Annotated in this window: 19 protein-coding genes; 8 read left to right on the top strand and 11 right to left on the bottom strand. The window is 43.2% G+C overall.

Going from position 1 to position 25,735, the window contains the following annotated elements:
- Positions 1 to 67 precede the first annotated feature (67 nt).
- The gene (locus R7M72_RS11635; protein ID WP_005377761.1) at positions 68 to 1,585 is read left to right on the top strand and encodes an arylsulfatase; all 1,518 of its coding nucleotides are present in this window, start codon (positions 68 to 70) and stop codon (positions 1,583 to 1,585) included.
- Between the two features lie 107 nt (positions 1,586 to 1,692).
- On the opposite strand, the gene R7M72_RS11630 is transcribed toward R7M72_RS11635, so the two are convergent.
- The 3 genes from R7M72_RS11630 to R7M72_RS11620 form a co-directional block, all read right to left on the bottom strand.
- Positions 1,693 to 2,691 (bottom strand): HAD family hydrolase, encoded by a 999-nt coding sequence (locus R7M72_RS11630; protein ID WP_054579698.1) that lies wholly within the window; start codon positions 2,689 to 2,691, stop codon positions 1,693 to 1,695.
- A gap of 162 nt (positions 2,692 to 2,853) precedes the next feature.
- Positions 2,854 to 3,951, bottom strand: coding sequence for a hypothetical protein (locus R7M72_RS11625; protein ID WP_136976956.1), 1,098 nt, complete (start codon positions 3,949 to 3,951; stop codon positions 2,854 to 2,856).
- 53 nt (positions 3,952 to 4,004) lie between these two features.
- Positions 4,005 to 5,330 carry an anaerobic sulfatase maturase gene (locus R7M72_RS11620; protein ID WP_318056191.1) on the bottom strand — a complete coding sequence of 442 codons (1,326 nt, stop codon included), beginning with the start codon at positions 5,328 to 5,330 and terminating at the stop codon, positions 4,005 to 4,007.
- A gap of 238 nt (positions 5,331 to 5,568) precedes the next feature.
- Between R7M72_RS11620 and R7M72_RS11615 the strand changes: the two genes are divergently transcribed.
- The gene (locus tag R7M72_RS11615; RefSeq protein WP_372081184.1) at positions 5,569 to 6,297 is read left to right on the top strand and encodes a formylglycine-generating enzyme family protein; all 729 of its coding nucleotides are present in this window, start codon (positions 5,569 to 5,571) and stop codon (positions 6,295 to 6,297) included.
- Positions 6,298 to 6,342: 45 nt separating this feature from the next.
- Here the strand turns inward: R7M72_RS11615 and R7M72_RS11610 are convergent, their stop codons facing one another.
- On the bottom strand, positions 6,343 to 8,673 hold the full coding sequence (locus R7M72_RS11610; protein WP_206970117.1) for a tetratricopeptide repeat protein: 2,331 nt from the start codon (positions 8,671 to 8,673) through the stop codon (positions 6,343 to 6,345).
- 389 nt (positions 8,674 to 9,062) lie between these two features.
- On the opposite strand from R7M72_RS11610, the gene R7M72_RS11605 reads away from it, so the two are divergent.
- The gene (locus R7M72_RS11605) at positions 9,063 to 10,628 is read left to right on the top strand and encodes an arylsulfatase (RefSeq protein WP_086046732.1); all 1,566 of its coding nucleotides are present in this window, start codon (positions 9,063 to 9,065) and stop codon (positions 10,626 to 10,628) included.
- Between the two features lie 188 nt (positions 10,629 to 10,816).
- On the opposite strand, the gene R7M72_RS11600 is transcribed toward R7M72_RS11605, so the two are convergent.
- The 7 genes from R7M72_RS11600 to R7M72_RS11570 form a co-directional block, all read right to left on the bottom strand.
- Complete coding sequence (locus R7M72_RS11600) at positions 10,817 to 12,238, bottom strand: aspartate kinase (RefSeq protein WP_086046731.1); 1,422 nt, start codon at positions 12,236 to 12,238, stop codon at positions 10,817 to 10,819.
- Positions 12,239 to 12,324: 86 nt separating this feature from the next.
- Positions 12,325 to 12,711 carry an ectoine synthase gene (locus R7M72_RS11595; protein ID WP_005377769.1) on the bottom strand — a complete coding sequence of 129 codons (387 nt, stop codon included), beginning with the start codon at positions 12,709 to 12,711 and terminating at the stop codon, positions 12,325 to 12,327.
- A gap of 14 nt (positions 12,712 to 12,725) precedes the next feature.
- Positions 12,726 to 13,991, bottom strand: coding sequence for a diaminobutyrate--2-oxoglutarate transaminase (gene ectB / locus R7M72_RS11590; protein WP_017820939.1), 1,266 nt, complete (start codon positions 13,989 to 13,991; stop codon positions 12,726 to 12,728).
- Positions 13,992 to 14,025: 34 nt separating this feature from the next.
- Positions 14,026 to 14,559: a diaminobutyrate acetyltransferase gene (gene ectA, locus R7M72_RS11585; RefSeq protein ID WP_005393379.1), complete on the bottom strand. Its 534-nt coding sequence runs from the start codon at positions 14,557 to 14,559 to the stop codon at positions 14,026 to 14,028.
- A 314-nt stretch (positions 14,560 to 14,873) separates the two neighbouring features.
- Complete coding sequence (locus R7M72_RS11580) at positions 14,874 to 16,532, bottom strand: BCCT family transporter (protein ID WP_005377772.1); 1,659 nt, start codon at positions 16,530 to 16,532, stop codon at positions 14,874 to 14,876.
- Between the two features lie 192 nt (positions 16,533 to 16,724).
- Positions 16,725 to 17,471, bottom strand: a complete 747-nt coding sequence (locus R7M72_RS11575) for a 3'-5' exonuclease (RefSeq protein ID WP_017820938.1) — start codon at positions 17,469 to 17,471, stop codon at positions 16,725 to 16,727.
- Entirely contained in the window at positions 17,471 to 19,351 is a 1,881-nt protein-coding gene (locus tag R7M72_RS11570; protein WP_005377775.1) for a DUF294 nucleotidyltransferase-like domain-containing protein, read from the bottom strand. The genes R7M72_RS11575 and R7M72_RS11570 overlap by 1 nt, the downstream gene beginning before the upstream one ends.
- A 438-nt stretch (positions 19,352 to 19,789) precedes the next feature.
- On the opposite strand from R7M72_RS11570, the gene proV reads away from it, so the two are divergent.
- From proV to R7M72_RS11545, 5 genes are all read left to right on the top strand, one after another.
- The gene (proV, locus tag R7M72_RS11565) at positions 19,790 to 20,977 is read left to right on the top strand and encodes a glycine betaine/L-proline ABC transporter ATP-binding protein ProV (protein ID WP_182039013.1); all 1,188 of its coding nucleotides are present in this window, start codon (positions 19,790 to 19,792) and stop codon (positions 20,975 to 20,977) included.
- A gap of 4 nt (positions 20,978 to 20,981) precedes the next feature.
- On the top strand, positions 20,982 to 22,067 hold the full coding sequence (gene proW / locus R7M72_RS11560) for a glycine betaine/L-proline ABC transporter permease ProW (protein WP_005377778.1): 1,086 nt from the start codon (positions 20,982 to 20,984) through the stop codon (positions 22,065 to 22,067).
- A complete protein-coding gene (gene proX, locus R7M72_RS11555) occupies positions 22,060 to 23,067 on the top strand; it encodes a glycine betaine/L-proline ABC transporter substrate-binding protein ProX (RefSeq protein WP_005385703.1) in 1,008 nt (335 codons plus the stop codon). Before proW ends, proX begins: the two co-directional genes overlap by 8 nt.
- A gap of 194 nt (positions 23,068 to 23,261) precedes the next feature.
- Positions 23,262 to 25,211: an LTA synthase family protein gene (locus tag R7M72_RS11550; protein WP_315957007.1), complete on the top strand. Its 1,950-nt coding sequence runs from the start codon at positions 23,262 to 23,264 to the stop codon at positions 25,209 to 25,211.
- A gap of 145 nt (positions 25,212 to 25,356) precedes the next feature.
- A complete protein-coding gene (locus R7M72_RS11545; protein WP_315957006.1) occupies positions 25,357 to 25,722 on the top strand; it encodes a VOC family protein in 366 nt (121 codons plus the stop codon).
- The last annotated feature ends 13 nt before the right edge of the window (positions 25,723 to 25,735 follow it).

Below are 25,735 nucleotides of genomic sequence, written 5' to 3'. Positions count from 1 at the left end.
CGCCATGATGAACACAATTAGTAACGTTATATAACGATAATGGATTCATTTATCGCGGAGGATTTTCATGCGAAACTCGATTAAAAAGGTAATGGCATTGGTCGGTACATTAGCTGCGTCCACAGCCTTTGCTGCCGATAAGCCCAACATCCTTGTGTTCTGGGGTGACGATGTAGGTGTATACAACATTAGTGCATATCACAATGGTATGATGGGAGGGAAGACTCCTAACATTGATAAAATCGCCAATGAAGGTGCCATTTTCACAGACGCTTACGCACAACAGAGTTGTACTGCCGGACGAGCCTCATTTATTCTGGGTCAACATCCGTTTCGTACCGGTCTATTGACTATTGGTATGCCCGGCGCAAAAGAGGGTATTCAATCGAAAGATCCTACTATCGCAGAGTTACTTAAAAATCACGGCTATGTGTCTGGTCAGTTTGGTAAAAACCACCTTGGTGATCAAGATGAGCACCTACCAACTAACCATGGGTTTGATGAGTTCTTTGGTAACCTATACCATTTAAACGCGGAAGAAGAGCCTGAGTCTGAGTTTTATCCAAAAGATCCAGAGTTTCGTAAAAAATTCGGACCTCGAGGCGTGTTGAAGGCGACTGCGGATGGCAAAATCGAGGACACAGGTCCCCTTACTCGTAAGCGTATGGAAAACGTAGACCGAGAGTTCATGGATGCTAGCTTGGCCTTTATGGAAAAAGCAGTAAAAGAAGACAAACCATTCTTTATTTGGCATAACTCAACCCGTATGCACGTCTGGACACATTTGAGTGAAGAATATCAAGGGAAGTCAGGTTACGGCTTATACGCCGATGGCATGATGGACCTAGATGATCAAGTAGGTGTCATGCTTGATAAACTTGAAGAGCTAGGCGTAGCAGATAACACCATTGTTGTTTTTAGTACTGATAATGGCGCTGAGAAATTTACCTGGCCAGATGGTGGTACTACACCGTTCAAGGGCGAAAAAGGTACGACTTGGGAAGGCGGATTCCGCGTTCCGATGATGGTACGCTGGCCTGGAAACATTAAACCAGGAACGGTTATCAACGATATCTTTTCACAAGAAGACTGGATGCCAACTCTACTCGCAGCTGTGGGCGAACCTGATGTGAAAGAAAAACTATTGAAGGGTCATAAAGCAGCGGGCAAAACCTTTAAAGCACATTTAGATGGCTACAACCAACTTGATCTGCTGACTGGTAAAGCTGATGAAGGCGCACGCAAAGAAATCTTTTACTTCGATGCTGGTGGTAATTTAAACGCCGTTCGTTATAAAGACTGGAAGATCCACTTCAGTATTATGGAGGGTGCCATTAATGAGGCATACCGCAAAACACCTAGTTGGCCTTTGATTGTAAACCTTCGTATGGATCCATTTGAGGTCGGTCCAGATGCAGCACTTTACGTCAGACATTTTTACGCTGATCAAATGTGGATGTTCGTTCCTGCTCAAGCTATCGTGCGTAAGTTCCTAGAGACATTTAAGGAGTTCCCTGCAACGAAAGGTAGCTCGTTAAGTATTGAAAAAGTGGTAGAAACAATGACACAGCAACCTAGAAACTAGACCCTAGGTATCGAAGCTATTGTGGAATTAACTAAGGCCTCAATTGTGAGGCCTTTTATTTCGTTGCAATTGTTTGGTTGCAGCAAGTTATGGTCAAACAAAGATTATCATTTAGTGCTCTCTTTAAACACTTGATTCCAATCTTGTTTCATATCGACAAATAGCCAACCTTGCTCTTCACCTACTTTAAACGATTTATCTAACTTACCAACATGAGAATCTTTATCATACGCCCATTCACGCTTGTCATCCGTGTGATGGATAATCGCAGAAAATCTTGGACCTGAACCTGCTTTCGTCCACTCTAACATCTGTAAATCACCATCAGAATTACCGAACGCCATTACCGGACGTTTGCCAATGAAGTTTTGAATCGTCACAGGCTTTACTGCTTTGTCATTGACAAAGTCTATTTCCGGCATGCGTTGGATGGTAGGTTTTCCATCAACACTTTGATATTCCGCCTTTAACGTCGTCCCCACGATGTTTTGCGTTGGAATGCCGTATACTTCCGGCGCCCAAACGCGCATAAATTCAATACCGCCTCCAGAAACGATGTAGGTCTGATAGTCGTTCGCTCTTAAATAGTCGAGCAGTTCGAGCATAGGTTGATAGACCATTTCAGTGTATGGTCTACCCGTTGTTGGATGGACAGCCGTTTTCAACCATTCCTTAACTTCTTGATGAAACTGTTCAGTAGACATTCCAGAATGGGTTGCCATAACAAGCTTCATTACACCTTCGAGTCCTTGTTTACCAATCCCCTCCATGTCACCTTTTAATGCGGAAGCAAAGGGTTCGGTTGTCTTCCAATCAGGATGCTCAGAGGCCATTTCTTTTACTCTATCGATCGCAAAAAACAACTGTAGATAAACAGGCTTTTCTGCCCAAAGTGTTCCATCATTATCAAACGTCGCGATTCGTTGGCTTTCAGGAACATAGGAATCCGAACCTTGGGTCGTTGTTTTCGTAACAAACGCCACAATAGCTTGCTTAGCGTCAGTGTTGTTCCATGACGGAAGTGGATCTTGCATATCAGCAGCAACAGCGTAACTAGACAGAGCAAAACCTGTTGCTAAGACAATCGCCTTTAACTTTATAGCCATCTTAATTCCTTATATTGAGGTGCTAGGTGCGAATCCAATCAAAAGTATAGTTCAATTGAAACAGGCGCATATTGAACTGAAATATGCAACGGCCACCAAAAAGTGACAATGTCACCAATCTAGTCCACTATTTTATTAAAATAGAAACATGGAATTTAACGATTAGAGTTTAAATTCATTGGCTTCAACTGATGTAGGGGCACTTTTACGTCCCTTTTTCTGATTGAGCTCTTCAATAACATAGTCGGGAGCGACCTTCGTTAGCTCTGTTAAACAGTCATCCGTTTTAGGGTTGCCGTATCTAACATAGATGTCACACACGGCATACAATTGTTCTGGAGCACCGGATATCAAATACGCTTGCTCAAAAGCGTTGACAGACTTCTTCAAGTCTAACTCTTCTTGCAGAACACCATTTAAGTACCAAAAGTAACTGTTCGTCTTTGCCATCGTCGCAGCTTTGTCTATTTCAAACGCCGCTTCTTTCTTTTTGTCTAATCTAACCAAAGCGAGAGATTTAGAATAATGCAGCGAGGCATCTTCTGAATTTAGCTTGATACCCTCGTCAAGCACGTTGATAGCTTTTTGGTCTAGCTGTTGCGCTCGGAAGTTGTCTGCGTAGCTTAACCAAACTTGAGGGTTGTTTGGCTCAAGCTTAGTTAACTCTGGGTATATCAGCGCCGCTTTATCCCAATCACGATGCCAACGGTAAACGTCTGCAAGTAATAACTTGGAAACATTATCGTTCTTACTGGACAAGTGTGCTGTCAGCTCTGAAACAGGCCCTTCAAGTGACTGCTGTTGCTCTGAACTCAAATTGGCGTAATCTCGAACGAGGTTAATCGCTGCTGTAATTCGCACCATGGCGGCGTCATCACTCAATAATGGTGAAATCAAACGCCAACGGTGCTCAATCATATATGGCTGTGCTCCCACAATCGCAGCTTCGCGAATACCTGCATCTTCATCCTGCAACCCACGCGCAACTGCAACCAATGCATTTTGGCTTGGATAGTTGGCTAACTCACGTAAAGCATCAATACGTTTTTCTGAAGACAACTTTTTATTTTGCGAATCATAAGACAGCTTTTCGACTCGTTGCGCCGGTGTCATTTGCGCTTCTTGTGGAGTGACAACCGTTGTCGGCGATACTTGATCTGGGTCTAGCAATGTTGTTTCTTGTGCCACTGCTGCTTGACTCGCAGCAATGCCGATCGAGATCACGAGTAATGATTTAGAGAGCAGCTTAATTTTTTGCATTCAATAACCTATATTCTTTCATTTCCGGGCCTGTAGCAGGCGTAGTGACTATCTTAAAACTTCGTTTCAAACACAGTCTGTGTTTGAGTAGCTTGCTGGCGTAGAATCTGTTCACTGTATTTACCGTGAACAACTGGGTTACCTGTCGCTCGTAAGATGTACGCCATCGACTGATCAACATGGGTAAAAAACTTCTTCCAACCCGCGCAGAGATAATTAAGACCAGGCTCACCTTGCCTAGTACGGATAAAACGGTTTTTGGGACATTCTCCAAAACATGCAAATTGATAATCACATTGAAGGCACTGTTGGGGCAGCGTACGACTTTTAGCAAACCCAAATTTCTGCTGCTCAGAGCTATAAGCGAGCGTATCGAGCTTTTCGTGATGAATGTTTCCAACCTTATATTCTGGGTACACGTAATGATCACACGCAAACACATCACCATTAGGCTCCATTGCTAAGCCCTTCCCGCAGATTTCACCTAACGTACACAGTGGGTTTTTTCTGCCCATCCAGGTTTCGATACTGGCTTCAAAGTACTGCACAAACACGTTGCCGATATCGTGTAAAACCCATTCATTGAAAATCGCGATCAGAAAATTTCCCCATGCTTCATCCGCAACGCAAAAAGGCTCAACAACGGCATCTTTATGACCTGGGATCAACCGTTTATCTCCTTGCTTTAGTTGCTCGTTTGGCTCCCAAGTTTGAGGGGCGGTTGTTCTGAATGTTTTCTGCTCAACTATTGGAATAAACTGCATTTGAGGGGAGCGTACTTCATCTCGCAAGAATCGGTACACTTCAAGTGGGTTACGTCCGGTCAAGTTGTTAACACAAGTGAGCGTAGCAAACTTTACTTCGTGCTTATGTAATAATTCAACCGCATTCATAACTTGCCGGAATGTGCCTCTACCAGCTCGGTTTGTTCGGTAAGCGTTGTGCATCATTTCTGGGCCATCAATGCTTAAACCGACGAGAAAGTTGTTCGCCTTTAAAAACTCACACCATTCATCGTTAAGCAGTGTGCCATTAGTCTGGAGATCATTGGAGATCGTAATGCCATCGGGACGGTATTTATTCTGTACCTCAACAATTGTCTTGAAATAATCCAAACCTAGCATTGTCGGCTCACCACCCTGCCAAGAGAAAATGATTTCAGGTGTATTCTGTCCCGCTATATATTGACGGATATAGGTCTCTAGCGTTTCCTCATCCATGACTGGTGAGCAGCCTGGCTTGTACTCAAGTAAATCTTGTTTGTTTAGGTAATAACAATAGGTGCAATCGATATTGCACACTGCACCGATAGGTTTCGCCATGACATGTAATCGCTTGGATGCTTTTCCATTGAACTGCGGACCTTGAGTTATGTGCATTCATCACCTTCTTAGTTGCTAGCCTGTGCCCAACGGCGTTAAGACTAATCATTAAGTTAATCGCCTAGTGTGATGATAATGTTCAATTATTCGTGGCGCTTGTTATAGTGTGTATAACTGTTTTTCATAGACTTGCTTGATAAAATTCTTTGATCATAAATGTTGATGGAGCTCCCCTATGAAGCATTCCAAAAGTAATACTCTTTACCTTGGTGCCGCTATTTCGATTTCGCTAATTATGACTGGATGTGCAACAACACAACCTAGCCCTCTTGCTCAAAAAATCGCTCAAGATATGGTTCTTATTGAAGGTGGACAATTTATGATGGGCTCGGATAATCCATCAGCAAATAAATCCGAGCGCCCGGCTCGCACCGTTCGCGTGGATGATTTCTATTTGGCAAAATTTGAGGTAACCCAAGAGTTATTCGAATCGGTTACAGGCTCTTCTCTGAGTTATTTTAGAAACCCAAATACGCCCGTGAATAACATTAGCTGGCAACAAGCCAATTATTTTATAAAGAAATTGAATGAAAAAACGGGAGAGCACTATCGTTTACCCACCGAAGCAGAATGGGAGTTTGCAGCGAAAGGGGGGAATCTAAGTCAAGGATTCACTTACGCGGGGTCTGATGATATTAACGACGTTGCCTGGTATGCCAGTAACTCAAACAATAAGGCACACAAGGTAGGTCAGAAAAAACCGAATGAGCTTGGCTTATACGATATGACGGGTAATGTTGGTGAGTTTGTTATTGATGCGTTTGATGAAGGCTATTACAAATCAGCACCAAGTGATAATCCGGTAAACGCAAAAGATGAAAAAGAAAGCCTGGCACACAAGTCTGTACGAGGTGGTAGCTTTGCCTATGATGCTGACGAATCCGAAAACTATCGTCGCGATTTTGCTAGCCAGTCAGTCATCATGTCCGACATGGGGCTGAGATTAGCGAAAGACGCTGATTAAACCAAGTAAGAAAAAGTGGAGCGATAAAAGCTCCACTTTTGGTAATTAGCTCCTATTGACCCCAACAATAGAGGCTTTAAGCTGATCAATAGCTTGTTTAGGTGCATAGTGACTAAGCTCTTGTATGCACCTATCGAAAGCAAAAGCGACAGCACCTTTTTTATGATTTCTCGCTAGAACCTCGCATTGAGCAAACAAGTGTTGTGGATTGCCACCGACTTCAAATGCTGTATGCAACGCTTTACTGGCTTCTAGAACATCGCTTTTTTCTAAAGCTAGACCGTACACGTACCAATAATGCGCATTAGTTTCACCAATTTCTGCGGCGCGTCTAAGTAGCTTTTTCGCATCATCGGCTTTGCCTTGACGTAACAAAGAAAGACCTGCGCTGTATGGTAATGTGCTGGATTTAGGTTGAGCTTTCATCCCTTGTTGTAGCACCGTGATCGCAGCTTCTTCTTTACCTAGGTGGCGATACAAATCTGCTAGGTTAACGTAGCTATTTTCGAAGTAGGGTTCGATGCTGATCGCTTGTTTATACAGCTCGGCCGCTTTGTCGATTTCACCTAAGCTGCGGTACACATTCGCCAAATTGGTTCTTCCGAAACCACGATCGGCATTAAACTCTTGAATTTCCATGTACTCTTCTAAAGGCGATTTAATTATATCTTTTTGTAAAGGGGTCATTTGTGCGTAGTTCGCTACCAGCGCCGAGGCAGCTTCCGCTCTCACTGAAAGCACCGGGTCACCAAGTAATGGCTCTAGAATCCGCCACCGGTCATGAAATTCATAACCAGACGAGCCTGAAATTGCCCCTAATCGAACCATTTCATTCTCATTCTTAACGGCCCTAGCCAAAGATACTGTTGTATTTTGGTCAGTGTTGCCCCCCATTCTCTCCAGGGCTGAAGCACGAATAATGTCTTTTAACGACGAATCCTGAGCAGAGTATGCCAACGCATTTGCTGCTCCTTGATGACCAATTGAATCCGCATAAAATGCGACAGCAAAATGTTGTTGATTACGATACTTCGAATTCGGGTACCATTCTGCTATCTGTTCATCGGCCCATTGATTGCTTTTATCTTCATGGCATGACATGCAAACATTGGGCGTTCCAATGTGTTTGCTCAAATCCGGTCGTGGAATATGCCAACTGTGGTCTCTACGAGGATCGACTTGCATGTAAGTCGTTTCTGGCATGTGACAAGTCGTACATTGCGATGCTTCAGATTCAGCCTTATGAAAGGTATGCTTTTCAGGTGTATATTCCGATGCAATATGGCATTGCGAACATACTGCCTCTTCTGGGATCGTTAACTCTGCCGTGTGTGGATCATGGCAATTAGTGCACGTGACCCCTTTCTCCGCCATTTCAGATTGAAGAAACGAACCATAAACATAATCTTCGTCGTAAATCTGTCCATCATGATAGTAGAGTTCAGGTGTTATAAGGCTTAAGCGATATTTATCAAAAAAGGAACCTTTAACATGATCACCTGTTTCATTTAACTGGGTTCGGCGACTATGGCATTGAGCGCATGTTTGCACTTGATTGGTTGCTTCAATTGATTTCGGCTGTAACGTACTATGGCCTTCCTCAAACACCCAATCCAACACTGCTTTAGACAAATTTCGATCAAAGCCATAATGGCTGTCATGCTCAAAAGAAGTGCCAGCATTTTTGTATTTCTTGGCCAGTTCTATGTGCTGACTAGCGGGACCATGGCATGCTTCGCATCCCACATTAATCTCTGACCATGAGCTGTTGTAAGTGTTTTTGTCAGCGTCGTAATTCTTCTTTAGGTTCGTTGAATGGCAATCAGCACACATAAAGTTCCAATTTTGCCCGGTATTGGTCCAATAGAATTCATCCGTTGTTGTCGTTTCTGGATAAAGATGAAACCAACGCTGTCCCCCTTCAACTTTAGCTCTTGTGTCCCAAGCAAAAGGAATAAGCTGCACGCGGCCATCTTCAAACTCGACCATGTACTGCTGTAATGGCTCCCAACCAAATGTATAGCTGATCTTATAGTCATGCCATTGCCCGTCAGCACCTTGAATATTGACCCAAAATTCGTCGCCTTTTTTAAAAAAACGATTAGGCATTCCTTTGTGTGTTACAACATGGTTATCAAAATTACCACGCACAGAGGTTGTACTTGCATGCTTCATGGCCATATCGTGATGTGACCCTTTCCAGGCCTCCACTTCGTTTTGGTGGCAATCTATACAAGCTTGTGTGCCAGCATATTCTGGATTTAAGCCTGAAGGAATATTTGGTTTCTCTGTTAATAACTCTTGAGAAAAAGCCATAAAACTGACAACAACGTTGACCAGCAATAAAATGCGAAACCGGCCTGCCCACTGACTCATAGATATCCTTATATTTATAATGTACAACCTAAATCAATATAGACACTAAATCACTGGTTATACAAATAATTACAAGCAATACATAACGACTTTAGTATTGCTTTAGGGCCGTAAAACAAGCGAGCATCCTATTGTTTTTCATTTCCATCCCCCTCTTCTACTACGCAATAAAAATAAGGCTCTTCAGTGATCTAAATCTACTTTACGAATCTCTACAAACTAACAGAACAATCCTATTTCTTCTTAATTAACAAATGGTTACAACCTAGCAATAACTTATGGTTATATCGAGTATAAGAGGATTTTTCTATATACATCATTAACTTATGCAGCAACTAAGCATAAGGCTCACTTGTGCTTATCTTTACTCTCAACAATCTGGAGTTTTTATGGCAAATCAATTGAGCAAAATCGCTGTAGGCGCAGGACTGTTAGCGGCGTCTAGTGCTGCTATGGCAGCCGACAAACCGAATATTCTGGCAATTTTTGGTGACGATATCGGCTACTGGAATATCAGCGCATACAACCAAGGTATGATGAGTTACAAAACGCCAAACATCGACCGTATCGCGAATGAAGGCGCGTTGTTCACAGATCACTACGGACAACAGTCTTGTACTGCTGGTCGCGCTGCCTTTATTACGGGTGAAGAGCCATTTCGTACGGGTTTGTTAACAATTGGTATGCCAGGATCTGACCACGGCATACCTGATTGGGCGCCAACCATTGCAGACCTGTTAAAAGAACAAGGTTACATGACGGGTCAATTTGGTAAAAACCACTTAGGTGACCAAGATAAGCACTTACCGACAAAACACGGCTTTGACGAATTCTTCGGTAACTTATATCACCTAAACGCAGAAGAAGAGCCTGAAACTTATTACTACCCTAAAGACCCAGAGTTTCGTAAAAACTATGGCCCTCGTGGTGTCATTAAGTCTTATGCCGACGGTAAGATTGAAGACACTGGCCCGATGACACGAAAACGTATGGAGCACGCAGATGAAGAGTTCCTAGAGAGCTCTTTGGCATTTATGGAAAAAGCAGTTAAGGCGGATAAACCCTTCTTTATTTGGCATAACGCCACTCGTATGCACGTTTGGACTCGCTTGCAGGAAAAATACCAAGGCAAATCAGGTGTAAGCATTTATGCCGATGGTATGCTGGAACACGATGATCATGTAGGTGTTTTACTCGACAAGCTGGATGAGCTAGGTGTTGCAGACAACACTATCGTTATCTACTCAACGGACAACGGCGCAGAAACCATGACTTGGCCAGATGGTGGCGCAACACCATTCCATGGTGAAAAAGGCACAACTTGGGAAGGCGGTATGCGTGTTCCTCAACTGGTTCGTTGGCCAGGCGTAATTAAGCCAGGAACCAAGATCAATGAAATGATGGCACACCAAGACTGGTTGCCTACATTATTGGCAGCTGCTGGCGTACCTGATGTAAAAGAAAAACTGGCAGAAGGCTACAAAGCAAATGGCAAAGAGTGGCGTGTACATTTAGATGGTTATAACTTCATGCCATACTTTGAAGGTAAGGAAGAAAAAAGCCCTCGTGAGTCGCTGCTTTACTTTACGTCTAATGGTGAATTAAACGCTGTCCGTTGGAATGACTGGAAACTTCACTTTGCAACGCTTGAAGGGAACCTAAGTAACGCAGTTCGTTTTGCTCCGAACTGGCCTAAAATCATCCATCTACGCGCTGACCCATTCGAGAAAGGCCCAAGCGAATCACAAATGTACTTGCGTTGGATGGCTGACAACATGTGGCTATTTGTACCTGTACAAGACGTTGTGGGAGAGTTCTTTAAAACACTTCCAGAATACCCAATGCAACGTGGCACAGCGATGAACCCTGCTTCACTAAACTACGACTCTCTAAAAATGCAAGAGAAGCTGCAACAACTAGACAAAGTTGAACAAGAAATCAGCAAGTTTAAGTAAACTAAGTTAACGTCAGTTAATCAGTAACATAAGCCAGCAGACCATTCTGCTGGCTTATGTGTATCGCCACATAGGAACTTACTTAAATCGCCTGTTTAGCCTATACAAAGTGGGCATTGTGAGTACAAACTGAAAAACAAAAAAAGGAGAGCTAACCTGCTCTCCTTTGTATTTTAACCGTGGATAAACTAAGCCACATTAACCGATTTAGCTAAACTGCTACTTTGGAAAAACTCATCATGCAATGCGCAAATCGCGTGCTGGTATTCCTTATCACCGACAACAAATTGAACATTTACATTTCTCAATGATGAGTGCAGTGCAACTGGCGTAACGCCATTATTCATCAATGCAAGCACACCTTTCGCCAACGTCTTATTGGTATCAATTTGAGAACCGATGGCTGAGATAAGCGCGACCATACGGCCTTTAATCGAGGCATTCGGATAACGTTTCTCGGCTTTATACAATGCTTTGTTTAAGCTATCAGTACTGCCACCTAGATAGTAAGTAATAGAGTTAGCGTTCATCTCTTTACCAACCAAACTTACACGAGCATCGGAGATGATTTCCATCAATTCGTAACTAACGTTATCGGCTTTTCCTACCATTGCTTGGTCAAACAAATGCAGTGCAAATACTTTCTCTTTACCTGCGATGATCTCGACTTTGTCTTCTTCTGGGCGGTAGCTTGAAGAGATCAAAGTACCTTCGTGTTCAGGTTCGAATGTATTTTTAATCTGTAGCTCAATACCACTTTCACGTAAACCCGCAGCGGCATTTGGGTGAATCGCTTCCATGCCAAGGTTAGCAAGTTGGTCTGCTACGTCATAGTTTGTACTACCAATTGGTAATACTTTTTCAGGGCCAACAACGCGTGGGTCTGCTGAGCTCAAGTGGTACTCTTTGTGAATTACTGCTAAATCCGCTTTTGTTATTGCTGCAATTCGGCTAAATGTCATCTCACTATAACCTCGGTCATAAGTGTGCATTAGGCCCTCTTTACAGTAAGCATAACCTGTCACGATTGGCAGTTCTTTTGATACATCGATATCAGCAAACGCGTCACTGATCGACTCATCAAGGCTTCTTGGCGCTTGATTATCCCAACCAGACAGGTCAACGAACTTAGCGTTAATACCCATATTTTTTAGTTTTAGTGCTGTGTTGTAAGCACTATGTGCCTCACCGATAGACGAGAGAAACTCTCGAATTTGAGGCAAGTACTGGCGCAACGAAAATTGACCGTACTGACAGGTTTCTAAAATATTCGCGATACAGTTTTTCGCTTCAGCAATGCGGGAGCGAATGAATTTATCCGCACGGATACGATTCATTGGGTCCGCAAAAATATTTTCATTGGTCAGCAACATACGGCTTTCAACGTACGCTAACGCTTCTTCCCATTTGTCGTCGCGTTTCGCGATAAGCTGATAAACGCCTGGTTTACTGGTTTTTTTACACTCGAGCAGCGCATCGGTCATACCACCGTATGCAGATACGACAAAAATACGATTGTATGGTGTTTTGGGACGAAGAATAATATTGTCGAGAACAGCATCAAATGCTGTCATTGATGTACCGCCGATTTTTTCTACGGTAAATGTCATGATAAGCCTTTTTTGATTGGTAACTTTAAAAAGAAAAAAGAAGAGATAGTAAAGTGTGGGGTGGCAAAGCACCCCACCATCATCTTTTAGTCAACGAGAGGATAAACACCGTTTTCATCGTGCACTTCAGCGCCAGTAATCGGTGGGTTAAACACACACGCCATTACCATTTCTTTATTCTTATAAGCTCTCAAGTAGTGCTCATCGTGTTTATCAAGGATATATAATGTACCTGGTTTGATTGGGTACGTTTCTCCACCTACAACTTCAATCTCACCTTCACCACTCATACAAAACACCGATTCAAGGTGGTTTTGATAGTGAATATGAGTTTCTGTATCTTCATAAATCGTTGTGATGTGGAAAGAGAAACCCATGTTGTCGTCTTTCAACAACATGCGGACACTTTCCCAGTTATCTGAAACAACACGTCGTTCGCTGTTGCGGCATTCATCTAGAGTTCTGACGATCATAATTAAAATCCTTATTAAGATGCTTGTTTGAAATGTTTCGCAGCGATAGTCTCTACTGCATTTTCAAAGATGCTTAGTCCTTGATCTAGCTCTGATTCGCTGATGGTTAGTGGACAGAAGAACTTCACAACTTCATCGTCTGGACCCGCTGTCTCTATCACCATTCCATTCTCGAAACAGTTTTTCGCGATTTCAGATGCCATGTCACCATTGATACATTCAATACCAACCATCATGCCGCGGCCTTTTTTCTGCACAAACATTTGTGGAAAGCGACGAACACAACGGTCAATCACTGCACTCACCTTGTCTGAACACTGCTTGATGTGTGTTTCAAAATCATCGTTTGCCCAGTAAATTTCTAGTGCTTTTGCAGCAGTAATAAAGGCGTGATTATTGCCACGGAACGTACCGTTATGCTCGCCTGGCTTCCACTGGTCAAGCTCAGGCTTAAGTAATACGACAGCCATCGGCAAACCGTAACCACCGATCGACTTCGATAGCGTCACGATATCCGGTTGGATACCAGACGGCTCGAAACTAAAGAAAGTACCGGTACGTCCACAACCTGCTTGAATGTCATCGACAATCACAAGAATGTCATTGGCTTTACAGATTTTGCTCAAACGTTGTAACCACTCGTTTGAAGCAGCATTTAAACCACCTTCACCCTGCACAGTTTCAAGAAGTACAGCGGCTGGTTTATCCATACCTGCAGAGTTATCATTTAGCATGGTTTCGAACAGCGCAAGACCATCTACGCCAGCGTAACCTTCAAATGGAATACGAGTGACGTTACTTAGACTAGAACCGTTACCTTGTCTGTGATGCTGGTTACCCGTTGCAGCCAGTGCGCCAGCAGTACAACCATGGAAACCGTTAGTAAACGCAACGACGCTGTCGCGGCCTTTTACTTTTTTAGCCAGCTTCAATGCCGCCTCAACAGCGTTAGTGCCTGTTGGGCCCGTAAACTGAACCTTGTAATCCAAGTTTCTTGGTTTAAGGATGTAAGTATCCAACGCTTCCAGAAACGATGCTTTCGCTTCTGAGTGCATATCCAAACCGTGAGTAATACCGTCCATTTCAATGTACTCAAGCAACGCTTGTTTTAGTACTGGATTGTTATGGCCATAATTTAGAGATCCCGCTCCAGCAAGGAAGTCTAAGTATCGTTCACCTTGTTCTGTTTCTAGCCAGCAGCCTTTCGCTTTACGAAAAACGACCGGGAAATTGTTTGAATATGAGCGTACGTTGGATTCCTGCTTTTTGAAAATATCCATGATGAGACCGTTTTTAATTCCTATTGTTTGAGGATTATTTGAGAGGAATGCGATACAAATATTCTGTATCGTGTTTGCCTTTAAAGTGGGCTTCTTCATCCAAAAATGTGCTTACTTGGCCAGAATTGCCGTTCATCGCATCTAACTTTTTGAACAGTGCCCAAGAGGCTTTATTATCTTCCGTGATGGTAGTTTCTACCGATTTAACACCGCCTAATTCCTCTCGGGTGAGAAGTTCTTTCAACATGCGGAATGCTAAACCATGACCTCTAAAGCGAGGTGAGACTGCAACTTGCCAGACAAATAAAACGTCTTGCTCGTCTGGTTTCTGATAACCGGAAATGAAACCTGCGATTTCGCCTTTTTGCTCAACCAAAATACTGGTTTTGCTGAAATGCGTAGACTGTAGGAAATTGCAATAAGATGAGTTCATGTCCAATGGAGGACAGTCTGCAATCAAGCTGTAAATGTCGTCACCATCAGAGATTTTAGGCTCACGAAAAATCCATTTTTTACTTGAGTCTTCTCCAATCTCTGGATAAAGGACCCAAGGTGCTGATGTGATCATGTGAAAATACATATCCTTTGAGGTCTAATTAAATTTCCTTTTTATTATGGGCATCCCTCGCGACTAAAAATCAAATAATCCGCCTTTTTATCGGTATTTTTGTGACACATATCACAAAAACAAGCCTATTAACCAAAAGTTAAAATAGTTCGAGGTCTAATTTATTAAATAGTCACCTAAATACGAAGTACAAAAAACAACCAGAATAAGACCATTTTCCATGCTGTTCATTTCTCAGAGAAAAATAGAAATCCAAAAAAAAGCGGCATGCTTTCGCATACCGCTTTTATCAATAATTTAATTGCTGATACTAGTTATTTTGATTTCTTAGAAACCGCCTTTGGACGAGGTTCATCCATCAAACCTTTTATCAAAGATACCGTTGCAACAAGCAAAACAATAGTAAATGGTAAACCAGTCGTCACCGCCATTGCTTGAGCAGCAGCTAGACCACCACCCAACATCAATGCAATCGCAACCAAACCTTCAAACGTACACCAGAACACGCGTTGTGGCGTTGGTGCATCGACCTTACCGCCCGCAGCAATAGTATCAATAACCAGTGATCCTGAGTCAGAAGAGGTAATGAAGAACACCACGACTAAGATAATGCCGACAAAAGATGTTATCTCAGCCAATGGCATAACATCTAACATGGCAAAAAGTTTTAAAGGTAGTTCTGCGTTAAACACCGCCTCGTAGCCATCATTAACGTATTGGCTAATTGCGTTACCGCCAAAAGCCGTCATCCATAACACACAAACTGAAGATGGGATAAGAATAACGCAAATAATAAACTCACGAACTGAACGACCGCGAGACACACGTGCGATGAACATACCCACAAATGGTGACCAAGAAATCCACCACGCCCAGTAAAACGCCGTCCAGCCTTGAGAGTAATTCACATCCTCTCGACCAAATGGCATAGATAAGGCAGGGATATTAGCCACATAGGAAACGATGTTCTCGAAGAAACCAGTTAAAATCGCAATCGTCGGGCCAACAACAATAACAAATAGCAATAGCAGCGCTGCAAGACCCATGTTGATTTCAGATAAGATTTTCACGCCCTTATCGAGTCCAGCCACAACAGAGATTAAAGCGAGCGCAGTAATACCAATAATCAATATAACCTGCGTGGTATTGGTCATTGGGACATCAAACAGGAAGTTCAAACCCGTTGCGGCTTGAGACGCACCGTAGCCTAGCGATGTTGCTAAACCAAAAACCGTCGCTACCACTGCAAGAATATCGATAATATGACCAGTCCAACCCCATACACGTTCACCAAACAAAGGGTAAAAAATTGAGCGCATGGTGAGTGGCAAACCTTTGTTAAATGAAAAGATAGCCAGTCCAAGAGCCAAGAGCGCGTATATTGACCACGGATGAAGTGCCCAGTGGTAAATCGTCGCAGCCATCCCTAATGCCGAAGCTGCAGTTGCATCGCCCTCTGCACCACCTAGCGGTGCCCAGTCAGTACGTACACCATTCTCAACGCTCACGCCACCAATCGCAGAACTAAAATGGGACATCGGTTCTGATACACCGAAGAATACGAGACCAATGCCCATACCTGCAGCAAATAGCATTGCCAACCATCCGGCATAGGAGTAATCCGGTGTTGCTTCAGTACCACCGATTCGCACACGGCCCAATGGTGTGAAGATCAATCCGACACAGACAATGACAAAAATATTACCTGAAGCGAGAAAAAACCAGTCTAAATTGTGTAACAAACCCGCTCGTAGGTCTGCAAAAAACGGCTCTACCTGTTCTCGGAATAATAGTGTTATCACAACAAACATGACGATTGCTAAGCCAGAAATTGCAAAAACACGGTTGTGAATATCAAGGCCAAATGGGCCTACCTTTAGCGCAACGTTATCCTGACCAATTTGATAGTCAGTATCTATTGCGTTTACTTTTCCATCGGGGCGTTGAATGCCACCGTTATTATCGGTGCTCACGGATAATCTCCTTAAAAATACGTGACCAAGTTTAAATTACTTTCGTCGGAGTTCGAGTAATGAAACGTCTTCATCACTACCAAGCACATGTTCATAAAACATTGTTCTTATAAGCGGTTACTCAATCCGCCATCATAATCTTAAAGCCCCCTATCTCTCATTGCATTTTATTGTTTTCACCATAAATAACGCCTATTGCCAAACCGAAGATATTGGCATGTTTCGATTAAAGTGATACTGCAGTTGTGCTTGAAACAGCTCCGCAGTTGCTAACGCATCCGTCAGGGCATGGTGAGGTTGATAAGCAGGGAGGCCATATCTTTCACGAGCGTGCCCTAATCGTACAGAACCGGGTTTCTTGCCTTTCAACTTATTGATAAAACCTCTGCATTCACGGCGTTGTATCGCATACTCAATATCTAACGTATCAACAACAGGAAACTGTATCCCCTCTCCGATGCTATTTAGCAAGGCGTTATTAAAGAACTGCCTTTCAATGTTCTTGTAGTGAACAAGTACCACTTTACCTGACAACGCATCCAATATTTCACCCAAGATCTGAGACAGCTGCGGCGCGTTTTTAACCTCAGAGTCAGTGATACCGTGAATAATGACAGACTCGTGGTTTAACTCTCTGTTTGGGTTAACGACCCAATGAGCAGAACCATTACATTGAACACGATCAATAGTGAACGGCACAAGTCCGATCGTGAGAATGACATCCTCTTCCGAGTTCAATCCTGTTGTCTCAAAGTCTACCGAGACAAATGGCACTTGTTCAATTGGTGTTTCCCCATTAACCATCGGTGTCGAATAGTAGCGTTTGAGCCTCTCGTCTTTCGCTTCTTTAGCTAGTTGTTTGAACAACATTGACCACTCTGGCGTCTGGGATGTATCCAACAACGGCTGTTCTTTTTCTACTTTTTTTGAGAACCACATTATTTGCTACTTCTCTGGTATCGAAACTTAATGAAGTTCTGAGCGTTACTTAGAATTTGAAATGCTGCTTTTAAGTTTCGACGTTCAAATTCAGACATGTTCTCCGGCTCAATATTGTTGTCTGGCTCTTCTCCATTTTCTATATCAAGGGCTTGGTGACGAATTCGAACCATGTAGATTAGCTCCATCGCATCCCTTAAATCCAAACCTCGACCTTTCGGTAAAATGCCAGCATCATTAATGTCATCTAAACGGTCGAAAGAGTTTTGCGATCGCGAACCGATTGCCAGAGAATGCACCCGTATTAAATCGGCCAACGGAGCCGTCCCCCTTCGCTTCAAGTTAATCGAGTTGCGATGACGACCATCTTTCTCCATCACAAAGTCTTTGAAAAAGCCCAGTGGAGGCGTCCTACGTATTGCGTTATACGCCATACAAGCAAGAAAGCGGTTATTTCTTTTCGCTCGTCTCACAATAAAGCTGCTTAATTGCTCCGCCCATTTCACTCGCCCATGCACACCGAGGAGATCAAAAAAGATATTACTATTTAACAATCTCTCAGGGGTTGGATTGTCTATCCAGTTTCCAAAGCATTCCTCCCATTCTGCACGAGTTTTTCGCCATTCTGGGTTGGTAGCCATAATGTCTCCAGTACAATAAGCATAGCCGCATGCCGCTAAACCATCACAAACAAATTTAGCAAACTTTTCAAAGTACTCTCCGTGAATCTCAACGTCATAACTGTTATCGAGAATAAGCGCGTTATCTTGATCCGTTACAATTAGCTGCTCATCCCTCGCCATTGAACCCATTGCGACTAAACAATAAGGAATGGGCGCTGGGCCGAACTCTTGCTCAGCTAATTCAGCGAGGCGTTGTTTGAAACTACTGCCTATAACCGACATGGCTCGACCAATCATGTGCGCGTTGGCATCTTCATTGACCATTCTTACGAAACAGTCTTTTACTTGTTCAGAAACCTGCTTGAGATCCTCGACACTGGTTTGCTGAAAAATAGAGCTCACTAGCAATAGGCTGTTCTGAGATTCGTAACGAACGATGTCCGTCATGCCAATAATTCCTATCGGCTTTTTATCTTTTAAAATTGGTAAATGATGCACGTTGTAACGCAACATGGTTAACATGGCCTCAAACACATAGGCGTTATAATCCAATGAAACCACGTCATAACTCATGACCTCACTCACTGGAATATTGGTATCAATACCTTGAGCTAGTACGCGAATGCAAAGATCGCGATCAGTCAATATTCCAAGCAGCTGTTCATCATCTTCTTCTGTGAGCTCCTCTGTCGGGCGAATAATGAGCAGAGAGGTGACATTTTCCTCTGCCATTAGTATCGCAGCTTCCTGAATTGAAGCCGTTGCCTCCAGAGTTACTGGATCTCTTGCTAAGATTTTACGTGCCTTAGCGGTGGTAAAGTCATTGCTTTCGGAGCGGCTAGATATTGCGCTTCGCAAACGCGCGCTATCTTCCAGTTCCATGTAGTCCGCAAAGTTTTCAAACTCATCACAAAGTTCATTGAAGATGTTTTCCGGAATACAGTAAACGAGAGTGTCTTCTATCGCTTTGGCTGGCATACGTACGCGGTTGTTCATCAACAACCCCATCTGACCAAACAGTCCACCAGCATCAATCCTGTTGTAAAGTTCACCTTTACGTCGATAAATCTCTACCGCCCCACTTCTCACCATATACAAGTCGCGGATCGTATCTCCGAAGTTAAGGATTTTTGTTCCTTGCCGAAAGTATGCAACCTCGGCATTGAGAGCAATTTTTCTAAGCTGCTCTTCAGGTAGGTCATCAAAAGGTGGGTACTGGCTAATGAAATTGAGCACTTCTAACTGTTCGGCTTCCATTTTTTATTCCATACGTTGCCTAAACTACAGCGATAAATATCACCCTGAGTGAAATCAAGCAATAAATAAATCTAAGGATAACAGTACCTAACCGATTTCACAGGACCAAGCCTTAACCAAAAATTAGAGCTCTAACCTTTTTATATGTAGAGTTCTAAGCTATCACAGCTTATATCTATGCAAGCGAGTTGAGTTGAAATGTACAAAAAAATTCAAAATAAATTCAACCCTACGTCAGGGCAACGTTATGGCGGATAAAAACACATCACAAGCAATTGTTTTAAATATAAAAAATAAGAATTGAACATACCTTGCTCAACGAATTCTCTATGCACGGCAGAACTAGTTAACCAACCCCCTTTCGTTGAAAGTTGAACTAAAATTAATTAGAGTACAAATCGTTAAACAGTTATAAACACACGAAAAAGGACAGATAACATGGATCCCATACTGGAAGTTAAGGGACTGTATAAAGTGTTTGGAGAAGACCCAGAGAGAGCCTTCTCGCTTATCGACAAAGGCGTCGATAAAGACGGTATTTTTGAACAGACAGGTTTAACAGTCGGCGTAAACGATGTATCTCTCACCATAAATGAAGGGGAAATTTTCGTAATCATGGGCCTTTCTGGCTCCGGGAAATCCACCCTTGTTCGACTTCTTAACCGGCTCATTGAGCCGACTAAAGGTAGTGTTTATCTCAAAGGAAGAGATATCGCCCACATCTCCGAGAATGAACTTCGAGAAGTTCGTCGTAATAATATCTCAATGGTGTTTCAAAGTTTCGCACTCATGCCACACATGACGGTGATTGAAAATGCCGCCTTTGGTTTAGAACTTGCCGGCATCGATGTTAATGAGCGTCAGAAAAGTGCCCTTTCCGCCTTAGAAAGAGTGGGTTTAGACCCTTATGCAGAATCTTTCCCTGACGAATTATCCGGTGGTATGAAACAGCGCGTTGGTTTAGCGAGAGCGTTAGCCTGTGATCCTGACATCCTATTAATGGACGAGGCGTTTTCCGCTTTAGACCCATTGATCCGTTCTGAGATGCAAGATGAGCTTATTCGTCTACAGAACGATGACAAACGCACAATTGTCTTCATTTCTCATGATTTGGATGAAGCAATGCGCATTGGCGACCGTATCGCCATCATGCAAAACGGTGAGGTTGTTCAGGTTGGTACACCTGATGAAATATTACACAGTCCAGCAAATGATTATGTCGAAGCCTTTTTCCGCGGCGTAAACATCGCAAGTGTCTTGACAGCAAAAGATATCGCGCGCAAGAAGCCAGCGGCTGTTTTTAAGAAATCGGAAAATGACGGTCCAGGCTCTGCGATGCAGATTCTGATGGATCACGACCGTGATTACGGCATTGTCGTCGATAAAACTAGTCGATATTCCGGCATCGTATCTCTTGATTCACTACGTTTGGCTCATAAAGAAAACCGTTCGTTAGCCAGTGCTCAATTACCGGATGAAGTTACTCTTCAGCCTGATCAGTCAATTAATGACATTTTGGGTCTGGTTGCTGGTGTTCCTTATGCCGTGCCTGTCGTAGATGAGCAAGGAACTTACTTTGGTGTCGTGACTAAATCACGTCTTCTACAAACACTAGATAAGGATTAACACGATGTCTTCAGAGCAAACTAACAATGATCCCTGGTCAAATACTGCTCCTGCGCAAGATGATCCTTGGTCGCAAGGTACAGAGGCCGCGCCAAGTAATGATTGGCTCAACTCAGAAACTGTAGAGCAAGCGCCATTCGATATTATGAACCCATTCCAAGATGCGGTTTTACCCCTCGATAGCTGGGTAGAATCCGGTTTGAACTGGCTGGTGGAACATGGTCGACCTGTTTTCCAAGCAATACGAGTTCCAATCGACTTTATTCTAACGTCGTTTGAAACTGCTTTGGTGTCTACACCTGCGCCTATAATGGTACTCATTTTATTTTTGCTAGCGTGGCAGTTTTCCAATGTAAAACTTGGTTTTTCTACTCTTGTATCCCTTGTTTTCATCGGCCTAATTGGTGCGTGGTCACAAGCGATGACAACGCTAGCACTGGTGTTAACCGCCGTTTTCTTCTGTTTGCTTATAGGGCTACCAATGGGGATATGGTTGGCAAGGAGCCAAACCGCTGCCAAATTTGTTAGGCCAATATTAGATGCAATGCAAACGACTCCCGCGTTCGTTTACCTTGTGCCAATTGTTATGTTGTTTGGTATTGGTAACGTTCCTGGCGTAGTAGTAACGATCATTTTCGCCCTGCCTCCCGTTGTGCGCCTGACTATTTTGGGTATTCAGCAAGTACCTGAAGAGCTTATCGAAGCTGGCCACTCTTTCGGGGCAAACAAAAAACAGATGCTTTATCGCATCCAGTTACCGTTGGCGTTACCAACCATCATGGCAGGTGTAAACCAAACCTTAATGCTGTCACTTTCTATGGTAGTGATTGCTTCAATGATTGCTGTTGGCGGCTTAGGCCAAATGGTACTTCGTGGTATTGGCCGACTTGATATGGGTCTTGCTGCCGTTGGTGGCTTAGGCATCGTTATTCTTGCGATTTTGTTAGACCGTATCACCCAGGTGTTAGGGGTTAATGCGGGCAACACTAAACTTCGCTGGTATCACACAGGTCCTGTTTCATACCTATTAAAACTGAAAACAAAGACGAACCAAGACGATCTAAAACTTAGGAGAAACATCAATGAATAATTCATGGAAGAAAGCGCTCTCTGTTGGAGCTCTAAGTACTATCGCATTTTCAACTTATGGTGTGGCAAGTGAACTACCGGGTGAAGGTGTCACTGTTCAGCCTGTTCAATCAACCGTTGCAGAAGAAACATTTCAAACGTTGATCGTAAACCGCGCACTTGAAGAGCTTGGTTACGATGTTAAACCGACCAAAGAAGTGGACTACAACGTAGGCTACACCTCTATTGCTAAAGGTGATGCTACTTTCTTAGCGGTTGGTTGGTTCCCTCTTCACGCCGATAAGTACACGATGTCTGGCGGTGATGATAAGTTCTTCCGTAAAGGCCAATACGTAAGTGGTGCTGCGCAAGGTTATTTGATCGATAAGAAAACCGCGGAAAAATATAACATCACGAACATTGGTCAGTTAAAAGATCCAAAATTGGCGAAGCTATTCGATGCAAACGGCGATGGCAAAGCGGACTTAACTGGTTGTAACCCAGGTTGGGGTTGTGAAATGGTTGTTGAGCATCAGTTGGATGCTTTCAAACTTCGTGACACAGTAACACACAACCAAGGTAACTACGCAGCGATTATCGCTGATACGATCTCACGTTACAAAAAAGGCGATCCGATTCTTTACTACACTTGGACACCGTACTGGGTAAGTGGCGTTTTAGTTCCAGGGAAAGATGTTGTGTGGTTAGAAGTGCCATTCTCTTCACTTCCTGGTGAGCGTAAGGACATTGATACGACACTAGAGAACGGTAAGAACTACGGCTTCGAGATGAACTCTATGCGCATCGTTGCCAATAAAGAGTTTACAGAAAACAACCCTGCTGCTGCAAAGCTGTTTGAAATCATCAAACTAAATATCAATGATGTTAGTGCTCAGAATATGATGATGAGCCAAGGTAAGAACAGCTCAGCGGACATCGAGTCTCATGTAAATGGCTGGATCAAAGCGAACCAGAAAAAGTTCGACGCATGGGTCGAAGAAGCGAAGAAAGCCGCAATGTAATCATGCCTTTATCAACCTCTAGAGCCAGTTGGTGTTATCAACTGGCTCTTTTTTTACACAAACGCCCCTCCCCCTTACATAGACATACCAACACTTACACTACTCGACCATAAACCCACATTATAATTCACGTTTATTTCACGCTTGCTTTGCTAAAAACAACACAACATAACAATTAAACTATTCGAATAAATATGAAAAACTTATCAAAGAGCTCTGTGTGGGGGCCTTTGCAGCCAATTGCTGCCTTTTCTTTGTTTTCGCTTCTATTTCTGTCTATCTCAAGAGTTTTGCTAGCTTTTTGGCAGATTGACCGTATTGACTCTCTAAACGACTTAATTTACATCCTAGGTCAAGGTTTGCGCGTAGATATTGCAACGCTTTGCTGGTTATTTATTCTTCCAGCACTGTTTTCAACCTTCATGCCATTAACCGGTAAGATGGGAGAGTGTTGGAAGCGAATATTACGCATATGGATGGTTTTAGGGCTTTGGGTGCTTGTATACATGGAGCTCGCAACAGCGCCATTCATTCAGGAATACGACCTACGTCCAAACCGCCTGTTTGTGGAATACTTAATCTACCCAAAAGAAGTCTTGAGTATGCTCTGGACTGGCTACAAATTAGAACTGTTTATTGGTGCGTTAGGTACAGTTTTAACCATCACTTTAGGTTGGAAGTGGAGTAAGAAACTGACCGATAAGGCGCAGCAGGTCAACTGGAAATGGCGACCACTATTGGCACTGTTCGTTGTTCTTTTTGGGGTTGCTGGTGCTCGCTCATCTTTAGGTCACCGCCCGCTAAATCCTGCTATGGTCGCCTTTTCTAACGATCCACTGCTTAACGACTTAGCACTGAACTCATCTTACTCATTGTTGTTTGCGGTTAATAGCATGAAGTCAGAAAAGAGTGCTGAGCAGTTCTACGGAAAAATGGACACTCAAAAGATGTTGGAATTAGTTCGCACTTCATCAACAAAGTCCGACTTCACCCCTTCATTACTCCCAACCATGAACAGTAACCCCGCGACTTACCAAGGTAAACATAAAAACTTAGTGATTTTGCTACAAGAAAGCTTAGGCGCCCAATTTGTCGGTGCTTTGGGTGGTTTGCCTCTAACACCAAACCTTGATGAACTCATGAAGGAAGGTTGGCAGTTCACACAAATGTACGCCACTGGTACTCGTTCTGTTCGTGGAATTGAAGCCGTAACCACGGGCTTTCCTCCATCTCCGTCTCGCGCGGTAGTGAAGCTGAGTAAAAGCCAAACGGGTTTCTTTACCATCGCGGACTTACTGAAAGCTCAAGGCTATCACACGCAATTTATTTACGGCGGTGAAGCCAACTTTGACAACATGAAAACTTTCTTCTTTGGTAACGGTTTTGATCAAATAGTAGAAGAAGACGATTATAACAACCCAAGCTTTGTTGGCTCTTGGGGTGTTAGTGATGAAGATCTATATAACAAAGCAAACGAAGAGTTTGAACGCCTTTCAAAAAGCGACAAACCTTTTTTTAGCTTAGTTTTTACGTCAAGTAATCATAGCCCTTATGAGTATCCAAAAGGCAAAATTGAGCCATACGATTCAGAATATATGACGCGTAACAACGCCGTTAAATATTCCGATTACGCTTTGGGCACTTTCTTTGAAAAGGCGAAAAAGTCATCTTATTGGGATGATACCATTTTCATTGTAATTGCAGATCATGATGCACGTGTTTCTGGCGCTAACCTTGTTCCAGTTAAGCACTTTCACATTCCAGCATTGATCCTTGGTAAAGGCATTCAACCACGTAAAGATGACCGCATAGCAAACAACATAGACATGCCGCCTACACTGTTATCTCTGATTGGGGTAGATGCTAAAACACCGATGATTGGTCGTGATTTAACGAAGCCACTGGCTCGCGAAGATGAACGCGCAATGATGCAATACGACAAAAACTTTGGTTATTTAACGCGCAACAATCTCGTTGTGCTTTCCCCTGGTGAAAAGATATCGACCCTGGCGTACGACTTTAAAGACCAAACCATGAAGCCGCTAGAGGTGGACGAGTCTATTATCGAGCGTGCAAAAGCAAACGCATTATTTGCATCTAAAGCGTATCAAAACAACTGGTATTCTTCCAAACACACTCATTAATACCAATGATTCCGCTGATAAAAAGGAGCTAAACGGCTCCTTTTTCTTATTCTGTCACTCACCTCGGGAATGTTCTACTGACAACTCCTGTCGTTCCTTTACGTTAGATTGCCCCTACTATTTCTAATTGATTAAGGAACAAACCATGCTGACTATCAATTCATTCGTTCTCTACGTTGAGGACATCCACATAAGCCAAGTTTTTTATTCGAAACTGTTCGAACACAAAGTCACGCAGTTGTCTCCAACCTTTGCCGCTATTCCACTGACCGAAGGCTTAACGTTGACACTCAAGCAAAGAGATAATCTTTCACCCTACAGCGGAATTAGAGGTGGTGGTACCGAGTTGTCTTTATCGGTGCCCAATAGTCATATGCTAGAGCGCATTTACAAGCGCTGGAAAGACCTAGGTGTTGAGTTTGTTCAACCACCAGCGACATCAGTGTATGGGTTAAATTTTATGGCTATCGATCCAGATAAGCATCGCATTCGTGTTTTCATAAATGAATAAAAATGCGTTAAAA

The sequence above is a fragment of the Vibrio sp. YT-18 genome, from assembly GCF_033337345.1.
Taxonomy (GTDB): domain Bacteria; phylum Pseudomonadota; class Gammaproteobacteria; order Enterobacterales; family Vibrionaceae; genus Vibrio; species Vibrio alginolyticus.
The sequence above is the reverse complement of the archived record's forward strand: the minus strand, read 5'-3'. Positions and strand labels throughout refer to the sequence as shown.